The following is a 12,238-nucleotide window of genomic DNA, read 5'->3' as shown; positions in this document are numbered from 1 at the left end:
ACTATAAGAACCTCTCATAGGCGCTGTCTAGTTTTTCCTGAGCATCCAGTATCGCTTCGCAAAACTCACGTGCAGCGCCATACCCTCCAGTCAATGCAGTACACCAGTCGGCATGTTCAAGTACGAAAGGATGCGCGTTTGGAACGGTTGCGCCGAAAGTGACGGCGCGGATGGCAGAAAGATCAGGTAGGTCGTCACCGATGTAGGCTGTTGTTGATGCAGAGTGCGCCGAGATAGCCCAAATTTCCTTTAGCGCTTCCAGCTTGTCATCGCGTCCTTGGCGTAAGTATGTAATGCCCAGAGCTTCTGCGCGGATCTCTACTTGCGGAGAGCGCCTGCCGGTGATGATGGCGGTTTCGATACCGGCATTGTGGAGTAATTTAACGCCGAGGCCGTCAAGTGTATTAAACATTTTCACTTCACGTCCGTCGGGTAAAAAATGCAGGCTGCCGTCAGTCATGATGCCGTCTACATCGAAGACAGCCAGTGTTACCTTGGCTGTTAGTGAACGCAAAGCCGGGTTGTCAATTTTGCGCATTAAATGACTCCTGCTTTGAGCATATCGTGCATGTTTAATGCGCCAATAGGGTGTTTTTGGTTGTCACAGATAATTAATGCGTTGATTTTCTTATCTTGCATGATTTTAAGTGCTTCGGCGGCTAACAGATCCCCGGATATTGTAGAGCATTGTTGAGTCATGACGCTTTCAATAGCCGTGGTTTTGAGATTTAACTCCTGATCCAGGGTGCGGCGTAAGTCACCATCAGTGAAAATACCCACTAGCTCGCCTTGATCGTTGACTACCGTTGTCATGCCCAGACGTTTTTCGGTCACTTCAATTAGTGTCTGGTTAATCGGTGTGCCCTGTTTGACGATAGGAATATCTTCACCGCAATGCATGATATCTTTAACTTTCAATAATAGTTTTCGGCCCAGGCTGCCGCCGGGGTGAGAAAAAGCAAAATCTTCAGCGCTGAACCCTTTGGCTTCTAGCAACGCGATCGCTAATGCGTCACCCAATACCAACTGAGCGGTGGTGCTTGATGTGGGCGCGAGTCCCAGCGGACAGGCTTCCTTTTCTACACCGATGTGAAGATTGGCATTGGCTGCCTGAGATAGCGTTGAAAGTGGGTTGGCAGTAATGCTGATGAGCGGCGCGCCCATTCGCTTAATTAAAGGTAAAATGGTGATAATCTCGGCAGTTTCGCCAGAGTTAGACAGGGCCAGTACCACATCGTTAGATGTGAACATTCCCATATCACCATGACTGGCTTCGCCGGGGTGGACGTAAAACGCAGGTGTTCCGGTGCTGGCCAATGTTGCCGCAATTTTGTTGCCTATATGACCAGACTTACCCATTCCTGTAATGATCACACGCCCTGTACACGCCATCATGAGGCTGCATGCCATATTGAAATTGTCATCTAAGTAGACGAGTAGTTCATTAACAGCATCGGCTTCCAATTTAATGGTGCGGATAGCCGACTCAAGAAAAGGTTTGCTAGTGTTGTTCATATCGTTCATAAGGCTCTGCTTTTATAACCAGGTGGACATAATCAGGTAGACATATTGTACAGTACAAGCATATATGCCGCATACGAAGCTGTTAGTATGCCGCCTTCCAGTCTGCTAATGCTAGCGGGGCGCTGCAGAAGGCAGAAGATAATCAGTGCTACGGTCATCGCCAGCATCACCAGATAATCACGATTAAATGCGATGGCGTCGAGCGTCACCGGATTAACGAAGCCAGGTATGGCCATGACGGCTGCAAGGTTGAAAATATTGGAGCCGACGATGTTGCCTAATGCAATATCGTGGTGCTTTTTCAATGCACTGGCAACAGAAGCCGCCAATTCCGGAAGGCTTGTGCCAATGGCAACAATCGTCAGGCCAATGACCAGTTCGGATACACCTAATTGCGTTGCAATATCTACGGCACCCCACACCAGCATGCGAGAACTGACGATGAGTAATGTAAGACCCAGAAAAAGCCAGAAAAGCGCTTTACGGGTGCTCATCTCAGGGATCTCTTCTGCTTCGTCGTTAAGCTGATCGTCCGGCGAGCTATTTTTTTGGAACTTAGCAAACAGCACTAAGCAGCCGATCAGAGCACAAAATAGCAAGATTGCATCGATAAGGCTGATGTTTAAATTGATCAGTACTGCCCCTGCTAACAGGGTGATGCCTAGCAATAGTGGGATTTCTTTACGTAAAACGGCTGATTTAACAGGTAAAGGTGCAATTAATGCAGTGATACCTAATACTAAACCAATGTTGGCGATGTTGGAGCCTAGCGCGTTTCCCACGGCCAGGCTGCCTGAGTCGCTGATAGAGGCCATAATAGACACTAAGATTTCAGGTGCGGATGTACCAAAAGCGACAATCGTTAAACCGATCAGCATAGGTGACATTCCCGAATTTTTGGCGGTTGCCGCGGCACCAATCACGAAACGATCAGCACTCCAGACTAAAATAATCAGTCCGGCGATGATGGATAAAATCGGAAATAACATAGTGTTTATTGTGCTCGTTGATTAAAAGCGACCTATTAAATCAGAACCAAAAAATGGTGCAAGTTAAAAGGAAGTTCTGTTCATGTTTTGTTCTGCGGATGGTATAGTGCGCCGCTGTATTTTAATACGTATAAAACGATTCACTAAAATTCCTCATTAGCAGGAAACAGGTTTTAAATTATATGTCGATGAACAAAGGTTCTGAGTCGATTATCGATATCGAGGGGTTGAGTTTTAGTCGTGGATCTCGGCAAATATTTCGCTCAGTGGATATGCAAATTCCTCGTGGCAAGATAAGCGCTATCATGGGGCCTTCAGGCACAGGTAAAACTACGCTGCTGAAGTTAATCGGTGGTCAGTTACGACCTGACGCTGGTTCTATTAAAGTTGATGGGCTGAATGTGCATCAGATATCTCGGCAGCGGTTGTTCCTGTTGCGTGAAAAAATGGGGATGCTGTTTCAGAGTGGCGCTTTATTCACGGATATGAGCGTCTTTGAGAATGTCGCGTTTCCTATAAGAGTACACACAGAGCTGCCAGAAGACATGATCCGCGATATTGTCTTGCTGAAGCTGCAGGCTGTTGGATTACGCGGGGCCAGGGGATTAATGCCGAGTGAGTTATCCGGAGGTATGGCGAGGCGAGTTGCCCTTGCCAGAGCGATAGCCCTGGATCCTGATCTTGTTATGTATGATGAGCCTTTTACCGGGCAGGACCCTATCGCCAAGGGTGTGCTGGTCAAATTGATACGTCAGATTAATCAAGCCTTAGGTCATACCAGTATTATTGTTTCCCATGATATTCAGGAAACCCTGAGTATTGCAGACTATATTTTTCTTCTGGCAGATGGGCATGTTATTGCTTCAGGGACACCTGAGGAATTGTTGAATAATGACACAGAACAGGTGCAGCAGTTTATGCGAGGGTTGCCTGATGGTCCTGTTCCTTTCCATTTTTCGACGGATGATATGCTCACTGATCTTTTTTCACAGGAGAGTGCTAATGCTTGATCAGATTGCCTCATTGGGGCGTTTGGGGCTTGATCGGCTGGCAGGCGCGGGGCGTGCGGGAGGCGTATTGTGGCAATCCTTAGTAGCCAAGCCTGAGCCCGTGGTGATGTTTCCATTATTGCTTAAGCAGATCTATTTTGTCGGCGTGTTATCGCTGGTTATTATTATTGTCTCCGGGCTGTTTATTGGCATGGTGTTAGGCCTGCAGGGCTACACTATTTTGGTAGATTATGGATCAGAGCAAGCCGTTGGCCAGATGGTTGCATTAAGTCTTGTGCGTGAGCTGGCGCCGGTGGTGACTGCCTTGCTGTTTGCTGGGCGGGCAGGCTCTGCGGTAACGGCTGAAATTGGCCTGATGAAAGCGACGGAGCAGCTGTCCAGTCTTGAAATGATTGGCGTTGACCCATTGCGGCGTATTCTGGCCCCCAGGTTGTGGGCAGGTTTTATCTCAATGCCTATCCTTGCCGTCATATTCGCGATGGTTGGCGTTTTTGGTGGCGCATTGGTGAGTATTGAGTGGCTGGGGATTTTTGAGGGTTCTTTCTGGTCGAATATGCAGAACTCAGTCGATTTTTCAGAAGACGTGCTTAATGGTGTTATTAAAGCGCTTGTGTTCGGGGTGGTAGTGACCTGGATAGCCGTTTTTCAGGGATATGATTGCGTGCCGACGTCAGAAGGCATTAGCCAGGCAACCACTCGTACGGTTGTTTATTCGTCTTTGGCTGTGTTGGCATTGGATTTTATTTTAACCGCATTGATGTTCGGAGATTTATAAAAAATGCGTATGCGATGGATTGAAATTATGGTTGGCTTCTTTATGGTGCTGGGTATTCTGGCATTATTGGGGCTGGCATTGAATGTAAGTGGTTTAAAGTTAGCCACAAAAGCTAATACCTATACGGTTCAGGCCCGTTTTGAAAATATTGGCGGGTTAACATCGCGAGCAAAAGTGACGCTTTCAGGTGTGCAGATCGGTGAAGTGAAAAGTATTCAAATCGACAAGAAGCGCCTTGTGGCGATAGTGACAATGAAAATATATTCAGATGTAGATTACCTGTCTACCGATAGCTCAGCTAAAATACTGACAGCGGGGTTGTTGGGGGAGCAATATATTGGTATATCCGTTGGTTTTGAAGAAGCCTCCCTTAAAGACGGTGATACTATAAACGATACTCAATCAGCTATGGTCTTAGAAGAACTGATTGGCAAGTTTCTTTTTAATAAAGTGAGTAACTAGAAGAGGTTCTCCTGATGCAGCGTTTTTTTGTTACAGTTTTTCTTGGATTAAGTCTGTTTCTGCAGTCTTTTATGGCTGCCGCAACCTGGCAGGAAGCGAGCGTTGAGGTTCGACAGACAATCGAAGATATGATTGTTGTCATCGATACACATCGGGCTCAGCAGCCGGTCGACATCACTGCTGTGAGCACGGATATCGAGAAGATAGTTGACCGGGATGTGGATTTTGAATACATATCGAAATGGGTAATGGGTAAATATTATCGCCAGGCAAGCGATGATCAACGTGCCAAATTTGCCGTGGTATTCAAGCAAACGTTGATTAAAACGTATGCTAAATCGTTGCTTGAATTTGATATTGATGCTTATAAGTTAGTCGAACCAAACGCTGTCAGCCCTGAAGATGACAAACAGATTGTTTCGGTGGAAGTTACGTCAAAGGCGGGTGTAAGCTACACCCTGGTCAATTACATGGTTAAAGCTAATGGGGACTGGAAGTTAGTTAATGTCATGTTGGATGGCATTAATTTGAGAATTACATTCCAGAATCAGTTTGCAGAGATGATGCAGCGCACACAGTATGACGTAGGTCGTGTAGTGGATTCCTGGGAAGCTAAAGTTGACGATAAGCCGGTACAGAGTTAGCCCGTGAAAGATAATAGCGATGAGATGAAAATGAATCAGATCCGCTTAACAGGAGATTTGATTATTCCTGAAATCGATAGCATCAGAGAAAAGATTGAAGCAGAACTATCTACCAGGGACGGTGACTGTGTTCTCGATTTTGCCAGTGTAAATAGAGTTGATAGCTCATCGCTTTCTTTATGTTTATGTTTTTTAAGGTTGGCCAAAAAGCAGGGTAAACAGCTGACCTTTATAAACTTACCGGAAGAGATGATAGCCATTGCTGACCTGGTTGGGTTAAGGGCAATCCTGCATGCCAACCAAGCTAACTAACAGGTATTAATTTCGCCTTTTAGACGCTAATTCGTTATCATTGCGCCCCTATATTGTAATCGTAACTCGTTTAGGAGCGCTGCATGAACGCTGAAGAAGTTAAAAATATTATTGAATCGCAGCTGCAAGGCTCGCAGGTAATTACTGGTGGTGAAGGCTGCTCCTTCGAAGTTACCGTCATCGATGAACAATTTGCGGGTCTGATGCCCGTCAAGAAACAACAGTTAGTCTATCAGTGCCTGAATGAATATATTGCCGATGGCACTATTCACGCACTCACTATCAAAACCTATACGCCTGAACAGTGGAAAAAACTGCAGAGCTAATAAACGGTTGGAATTTTCTGAATGGATAAACTGATTATTGAAGGTGGGGTGCGTCTAAACGGTGAAGTCCGTATTTCAGGCGCAAAAAACTCTGCACTGCCTATCCTGGCGGCAACCTTACTGGCTGATGAGCCAGTGACTATCTGTAATTTGCCGCATTTGCACGATATTACTACCATGTTGGAGCTGATTCGTCGCACCGGTGTTGAGCTAACCGTTGATGAAAAGCTAAGCGTCGAAGTCGATACACGTAACATTAAAGACTTTCATGCGCCCTATGAGCTGGTCAAAACGATGCGTGCCTCAATCCTGGTACTGGGCCCCTTATTGGCTCATTACGGGCAGGCTGATGTATCCCTTCCCGGTGGTTGTGCGATTGGTAGCAGGCCTGTCGATTTGCATATTCGCGGATTAGAGGCGATGGGTGCAGAAATCACTGTGGATGCAGGTTATATTCATGCGCGCAGCAATGGGCGCCTGAAAGGTGCCAAAATCTTATTTGATATTGTGACTGTCACCGGAACAGAGAATCTTTTGATGGCTGCCACCTTGGCGGAAGGTCAAACTATTCTCGAAAATGCGGCGAGAGAGCCGGAAGTTGTTGATTTGGCCAATTGTCTGATTGCCATGGGCGCAGATATCAAAGGAGCGGGTACCGATACAATTATCATCAATGGTGTCGAGTCTCTGAAAGGTTGTCGATATTCCGTTATGCCGGATCGTATCGAAACCGGAACTTATCTGGTGGCGGCTGCTGCGACACGCGGATATGTCAAAACTAAAAATACACGTGCCGATATTCTCGATGCAGTTTTGCTGAAGCTGACCGAAGCGGGTGCAAAAATTGAAGTTGGTGACGATTGGATCTCGTTGGATATGGAAGGTCGCCGGCCGAAATCAGTCAATATTACAACGGCTCCTTATCCCGCTTTTCCGACAGATATGCAGGCGCAGTTCGCTGCGTTGAACTCAGTCGCTGAAGGGGTTGGGCATATTAAAGAAACGATATTTGAAAACCGTTTCATGCATATGCAGGAGATGATTCGTTTGGGCGCAAATATTCTTATCGACGGTAACTCAGCTACCATCGAAGGGGAAGAGCGTTTACAGGGCGCGCCAGTGATGGCAACTGACTTAAGAGCGTCAGCTAGCCTGGTTATTGCCGGGCTTGTCGCCGACGGAGAAACAACCATTGATCGTATCTATCATATCGACCGTGGTTATGAGTGTATTGAAGAGAAACTGCAGATGATGGGTGCGCGAATTCGCCGCATCCCGGGCTAAGTGAAAAGTATGATGAAAAAACAACAGCTTACGATTGCGCTGTCAAAAGGTCGTATCCTCGAAGAAACGCTGCCCTTATTGGAAGCGGCGAATATTATTCCGGCAGAAAATATCTTCAAAAGCCGTAAGCTGATTTTTGACACCAACCATGACAACATCAAACTTGTGGTCATTCGAGCGACTGATGTGCCCACTTATGTAGAGTACGGTGGTGCAGATATGGGCATCGCCGGAAAAGATGTGTTGATGGAGCATGGTGGAAAAGGGCTTTATGAGCCTTTGGATCTTGAGATTGCCAAATGTAAGCTTATGGTGGCGGGTTTGACGGATGCTGATCCCGTTGATGGGCGTATGCGCATTGCCACAAAATTTGTCAATATTGCCCGTCAGTATTTCGCTCAGCAAGGCTGTCAGGTAGATATCGTAAAACTTTATGGCGCGATGGAGTTGGCACCTATTATGGGATTGGCCGATCGTATCGTGGATATCGTCGATACAGGTAATACATTACGTGCCAATGGGCTTGAACCTATGGACTTTATCGCCAATATTAGTTCACGCCTGGTTGTTGGTCAGCCAGCATTAAAGATGAAACACCGCCAGATTCAGCCGATCATTGATATGATGTCGGCTGCTGTTGTGCAGCGACGGGAGGGGTAGACGATGAGTGAGTTCTCTATCACGCGTTTGAGTAGCACCGAGGAAAATTTTGACACTCAGCTTGAAAATCTACTGGCGTGGGAAAGTGTTTCCGACGCAAAGGTTAATCAGATAGTCGATGATATTTTATCGGAAGTGAAGCAGCAGGGTGATGCTGCGGTTGTTTCATATACTAATCGTTTTGATTTAACCACTGTCAGCAGCATGAGTGAGCTCGAATTAAGCCCTGATCGCCTTACAGACGCTTTAACGACATTGCCGCAGGCGCAGCGTACAGCGCTTGAAAAAGCCGCTCAGCGTATTCGTCAGTATCATGAAAAGCAAAAAAGCGACTCATGGCAGTATACGGAAGATGATGGCACTATGTTGGGCCAGAAAGTTACACCGTTAGACCGTGTCGGCTTGTATGTGCCTGGCGGAAAAGCGGCTTATCCATCATCTGTGTTAATGAATGCGATTCCTGCCAAAGTGGCCGGTGTTACTGAAATTATTATGGTTGTGCCAACACCCCGTGGTGAGCTTAACCAACTGGTTTTGGCTGCAGCCGCATTGGCTGGTGTCGATCGGGTGTTCACTATCGGTGGTGCGCAGGCCGTTGCGGCCCTGGCCTACGGTACTGAAACGATTCCTAAAGTAGATAAGATTGTTGGGCCGGGTAATATCTATGTCGCCACCGCAAAGCGCGCTGTTTTTGGTGCTGTGGGTATTGATATGATTGCCGGGCCTTCAGAAATCCTGGTGGTCTGTGACGGAAAAACCAATCCTGACTGGGTTGCCATGGATCTGTTTTCACAGGCCGAGCATGATGAAGACGCCCAAGCGATTTTGATTACACCGGATGTTGATTTTATTGATCAGGTTGAAGCAAGTATCCGAAAGCTATTACCGACGATGGAACGTAAAGAAATTATCGAAGTTTCATTACGTAATCGTGCTGCGTTGATTCTGGTTCAGGATATGGATGAAGCGATTGAGATCGGTAATCGCATCGCGCCCGAACACCTGGAGTTATCTGTAGAAGATCCGCAAGCCTTATTGCCTGGCGTTCGGCATGCAGGTGCCATCTTTATGGGGCGTCATACTGCAGAAGCGCTTGGTGATTATTGTGCAGGCCCTAATCATGTATTGCCAACCTCGGGTACGGCAAGATATTCATCGCCATTAGGTGTATATGATTTTCAGAAACGCTCTTCGCTCATTATGTTTTCTGCCGATGGTGCCTCTGACATTGGTGGGGTTGCTTCCATTCTGGCGAGAGGAGAGGGCTTGACTGCTCACGCCCGCTCTGCTGAATACAGAATCAAAAAATAGTTCTCTGAATGGAGTCAGAACGTCGAAAGTTCGCAGAATGCAGATAGTTTTATAATGTAAAAAAGGCCTCAATTGAGGCCTTTTTCTTGTCTTCTTACTCAAGAGAGCGCGTGGGATTTAGCTTTCCCTGCTTAGGAGTTAGGGCGTGTCAGCGGCCTTTCTCCAACGGTTACTTCTGTGCTTAAGTGCTTGCCTTCTCGTAAAAACTCAACGCTTAATGGCTCACCAGGTCTGAAATCGGCGATGCTGATCATTGAGCGACGTCCTTCAACGGGTTTGTTATTTAAGGAAAGCATAATATCACCTGGTTGAAGGCCCGCTCTATGCGCCGGGCCGTCACGATAAATTCCGGCGATGATTAAACCATTCATCTCCTCCAGGCCAAATGATTCAGCTAAGTTGGGCGTCAGTTCCTGGATTTCAATCCCCATCCAGCCGCGAACTACCCGCCCCTGGGTGATTAGGTCAGTCATGACTTTTTTTGCCAGGTTGGACGGGATAGCGAAACCAATACCTTGAGATCCACCCGATTTAGAAAAAATGGCAGAGTTGATACCAATGAGATTGCCATGAGCGTCTACCAGCGCTCCTCCAGAATTACCGGGATTAATGGCTGCATCTGTCTGTAAAAAATCCTCATAGGTATTCAGACCCAGGCTGTTGCGGCCTGTGGCGCTGACAATACCCATGGTAACGGTTTGGCCCACGCCGAAAGGGTTACCGATGGCTAAGACGACATCCCCTACACTTAATGCATCTGAGGGAGACAGAGTGACGCTGGGTAGATTTTCCATCGAGGTTTTAAGGATGGCCAGATCTGTTTCCGGGTCCGTTCCAATAACCTCTGCGGGTGCCTCGCGGCCATCTTTCAACGCAATTATGATGCTATCGGCACCAGCGATGACATGGTTATTCGTAATAATATAACCTTGCGAGTTCAGAATGACACCAGACCCGAGACTCGATTGAATTCGCTCGCGTTGTGGCATATCTCCTAAGTCATAAAACTTCTTAAAAAGTGGATCTTCTTTTAGGGAGTACTGCTGCTGTTTAACAACGGTGCGTGTATATATATTGACGACGGCAGGCGCCGCTTTTTCAACGGCCTCTGAATAGGAAACAGGGCCATATCCCACTGAAACATGGGTGGGTAACGGTGTTTCTCGTATCTCGACGGTCGTTACCGGCGGTGAAAGCAGTTGGGGGAAAAACTGTAACAGGATAATGGCTATAAGTACGCCTGTTACTGTTGGCCAACCGAGAAAGCTGAATCTTCGCATTAAAATAAATCCCGCAAACACTGGTGAAAACAAAACCACACCGTAGAATTATACGTTTAGTGTTAAGCGGTTGCTAATGAGGATCTTATTTTATGTCTGTTTTATTGCCTGAGTTAGTGCGTTATTGCGAAGATTTATTGAGCGTCAGTCTGTTTCGGGATTACTGCCCTAACGGGCTTCAGGTCGAAGGAAGACAGCAGGTTAACAAGATTGTATCCGGAGTGACAGCATCACAGTCGTTGTTGGATGCTGCTGTTGCTATGCAGGCGGATCTTATATTGGTGCATCATGGCTACTTTTGGAAAGGTGAAAATGAGCGGGTTGTCGGAATAAAAAAACAGCGCCTCAGCACCTTGCTGTGCAATGATATCAGCTTGCTGGCATTTCACCTGCCATTAGATGCGCATGCTGAACTGGGAAATAATGCACAGCTCGCTAAAAAGATGCACTGGAATGTTGTAAGCGGTTTGGATGGTGAGCTAGGACAGGCTATCGGTATGGTTGGTGAATTGACACAGGCACAAAATGCAGATCAATTTTCTGCTGACATGGCACGGGTGCTGAACCGTCCGGTGCAGCATATACAAGGGATCAACCGGCCTATTAAAAAAATTGCATGGTGTACGGGGGCCGCTCAGGGCTATATTGAAAAGGCATTAGAACGGGGAGTGGATGCCTACATTTCGGGTGAGATCTCTGAGCAAACGGTACATGTAGCAAGGGAAGCGGGTATCGACTATTTTGCTGCCGGCCATCATGCGACAGAGCGCTATGGTGTGCAGGCTTTGGGAGAGCATTTGAAACAACACTTTGGTGTCGAACATTGTTATGTAGAAATTGATAATCCGGTATAAAGCCAGTCTGTCTCAAATTCTGTGTTCAATAAAGTCTAGCGCTCTTATATAAAGTCAATCGGCCTCATAGAGAGGCCGATATTTTAAGCATTAAGATCTGATGGGCATTTATGCTTTTTCAGCAACGTCGTCCTTATCAGATTTTTTTGCAGTTTCTTGTTTCTCAGGTTTTGTTTCCGGTTTTTTTGCAGTTTCTGGTTTGTCAGACGTTTTTTCAGATTTCGCTTCAGACTGCTTAATCGCTTCTTTATCCAAACCATAGGATTCAGAAAGGGTGCCTTTTTGGTCGGGTTTCTTTGGCGCATAATCACGTGGCGGTTCAGCATTTGTGATTTTTTCTTCGTCAGTGTTTGCTTTTGCTTTATCTGCCGTTGTTGAGTTTTCGGGTTCCTCAACTATAACTTCTTTCTGAACGGTTAACTGTGGCGTCATGCTGGACTCTATAGAACGTGCGGTATCGGCATCACACAACGCCTGAGCACTGGTTGCCAGGTGTTTATAAACACCTCGGTAAGATTCCGTCATTTTATTTACCAAATCAGCCGTTTCTTCAAAATGGCTAGCCACTTTGGTTTTGTAGTCTTCCAGCTCTTGTTTCGCTTCTTCCAATTGTTCTTTTTCGCCTGAGTTTCCACCCGCACGACCAAGTAGATAGCCAATCAGTGCACCAATAAGCAGTGCGACAATACCAATAATCCAAATATTACTCTCTTCCACAGTAAGTCCTCACTGTATATTCACGTTATTTTTTTATTTGAGGCCATTTTCACTAAGCTGTTGTAGTGAAGTCTGCTATTACAGTACAGA

General features: G+C 46.5%; 15 protein-coding genes. 10 read left to right on the top strand and 5 right to left on the bottom strand.

Going from position 1 to position 12,238, the window contains the following annotated elements:
* Nucleotide 1: 1 nt before the first annotated feature.
* Genes BM099_RS16005 through BM099_RS15995 form a run of 3 tightly spaced genes read right to left on the bottom strand, consistent with a single transcriptional unit; the run spans nucleotide 2 to nucleotide 2,513 of the window.
* On the bottom strand, nucleotides 2-538 hold the full coding sequence (locus tag BM099_RS16005; RefSeq protein WP_090729362.1) for a KdsC family phosphatase: 537 nt from the start codon (nucleotides 536-538) through the stop codon (nucleotides 2-4).
* Nucleotides 538-1,515, bottom strand: a complete 978-nt coding sequence (locus tag BM099_RS16000; protein ID WP_090729508.1) for a KpsF/GutQ family sugar-phosphate isomerase — start codon at nucleotides 1,513-1,515, stop codon at nucleotides 538-540. Before BM099_RS16000 ends, BM099_RS16005 begins: the two co-directional genes overlap by 1 nt.
* A gap of 41 nt (nucleotides 1,516-1,556) precedes the next feature.
* The gene (locus BM099_RS15995; protein WP_090729360.1) at nucleotides 1,557-2,513 is read right to left on the bottom strand and encodes a calcium/sodium antiporter; all 957 of its coding nucleotides are present in this window, start codon (nucleotides 2,511-2,513) and stop codon (nucleotides 1,557-1,559) included.
* 188 nt (nucleotides 2,514-2,701) lie between these two features.
* Here BM099_RS15995 and BM099_RS15990 point away from each other — a divergent pair, with 188 nt between their 5' ends.
* The 9 genes from BM099_RS15990 (at nucleotide 2,702) to hisD (ending at nucleotide 9,297) form a co-directional block, all read left to right on the top strand.
* A complete protein-coding gene (locus tag BM099_RS15990; RefSeq protein WP_090729358.1) occupies nucleotides 2,702-3,523 on the top strand; it encodes an ABC transporter ATP-binding protein in 822 nt (273 codons plus the stop codon).
* Nucleotides 3,516-4,298, top strand: a complete 783-nt coding sequence (gene mlaE / locus BM099_RS15985) for a lipid asymmetry maintenance ABC transporter permease subunit MlaE (RefSeq protein WP_090729357.1) — start codon at nucleotides 3,516-3,518, stop codon at nucleotides 4,296-4,298. The genes BM099_RS15990 and mlaE overlap by 8 nt, the downstream gene beginning before the upstream one ends.
* A gap of 3 nt (nucleotides 4,299-4,301) precedes the next feature.
* Nucleotides 4,302-4,760 carry an outer membrane lipid asymmetry maintenance protein MlaD gene (gene mlaD, locus BM099_RS15980; protein ID WP_090729355.1) on the top strand — a complete coding sequence of 153 codons (459 nt, stop codon included), beginning with the start codon at nucleotides 4,302-4,304 and terminating at the stop codon, nucleotides 4,758-4,760.
* 14 nt (nucleotides 4,761-4,774) lie between these two features.
* Nucleotides 4,775-5,404 carry an MlaC/ttg2D family ABC transporter substrate-binding protein gene (locus BM099_RS15975; protein ID WP_090729354.1) on the top strand — a complete coding sequence of 210 codons (630 nt, stop codon included), beginning with the start codon at nucleotides 4,775-4,777 and terminating at the stop codon, nucleotides 5,402-5,404.
* A 3-nt stretch (nucleotides 5,405-5,407) separates the two neighbouring features.
* The gene (locus BM099_RS15970) at nucleotides 5,408-5,716 is read left to right on the top strand and encodes an STAS domain-containing protein (RefSeq protein ID WP_090729352.1); all 309 of its coding nucleotides are present in this window, start codon (nucleotides 5,408-5,410) and stop codon (nucleotides 5,714-5,716) included.
* An 83-nt stretch (nucleotides 5,717-5,799) separates the two neighbouring features.
* Entirely contained in the window at nucleotides 5,800-6,042 is a 243-nt protein-coding gene (locus BM099_RS15965) for a BolA family protein (protein WP_090729351.1), read from the top strand.
* A gap of 21 nt (nucleotides 6,043-6,063) precedes the next feature.
* Nucleotides 6,064-7,326 carry a UDP-N-acetylglucosamine 1-carboxyvinyltransferase gene (gene murA / locus BM099_RS15960; RefSeq protein WP_090729349.1) on the top strand — a complete coding sequence of 421 codons (1,263 nt, stop codon included), beginning with the start codon at nucleotides 6,064-6,066 and terminating at the stop codon, nucleotides 7,324-7,326.
* A 12-nt stretch (nucleotides 7,327-7,338) separates the two neighbouring features.
* Nucleotides 7,339-7,986: an ATP phosphoribosyltransferase gene (hisG, locus tag BM099_RS15955; RefSeq protein WP_090729507.1), complete on the top strand. Its 648-nt coding sequence runs from the start codon at nucleotides 7,339-7,341 to the stop codon at nucleotides 7,984-7,986.
* A gap of 3 nt (nucleotides 7,987-7,989) precedes the next feature.
* Nucleotides 7,990-9,297, top strand: coding sequence for a histidinol dehydrogenase (gene hisD / locus BM099_RS15950; protein ID WP_090729348.1), 1,308 nt, complete (start codon nucleotides 7,990-7,992; stop codon nucleotides 9,295-9,297).
* 131 nt (nucleotides 9,298-9,428) lie between these two features.
* On the opposite strand, the gene BM099_RS15945 is transcribed toward hisD, so the two are convergent.
* The gene (locus tag BM099_RS15945) at nucleotides 9,429-10,577 is read right to left on the bottom strand and encodes a trypsin-like peptidase domain-containing protein (protein WP_090729346.1); all 1,149 of its coding nucleotides are present in this window, start codon (nucleotides 10,575-10,577) and stop codon (nucleotides 9,429-9,431) included.
* Nucleotides 10,578-10,669: 92 nt separating this feature from the next.
* Here BM099_RS15945 and BM099_RS15940 point away from each other — a divergent pair, with 92 nt between their 5' ends.
* A complete protein-coding gene (locus BM099_RS15940; RefSeq protein WP_090729345.1) occupies nucleotides 10,670-11,431 on the top strand; it encodes a Nif3-like dinuclear metal center hexameric protein in 762 nt (253 codons plus the stop codon).
* 108 nt (nucleotides 11,432-11,539) lie between these two features.
* Here the strand turns inward: BM099_RS15940 and BM099_RS15935 are convergent, their stop codons facing one another.
* Nucleotides 11,540-12,148: a Z-ring associated ZapG family protein gene (locus BM099_RS15935; RefSeq protein ID WP_090729343.1), complete on the bottom strand. Its 609-nt coding sequence runs from the start codon at nucleotides 12,146-12,148 to the stop codon at nucleotides 11,540-11,542.
* Nucleotides 12,149-12,238 lie beyond the last annotated feature (90 nt).

This window comes from Neptunomonas qingdaonensis, assembly GCF_900113275.1.
GTDB classification, from domain to species: domain Bacteria; phylum Pseudomonadota; class Gammaproteobacteria; order Pseudomonadales; family Balneatricaceae; genus Neptunomonas; species Neptunomonas qingdaonensis.
Note: the sequence above shows the minus strand (reverse complement) of the source record. Positions and strands in the feature narration are given on the sequence as shown.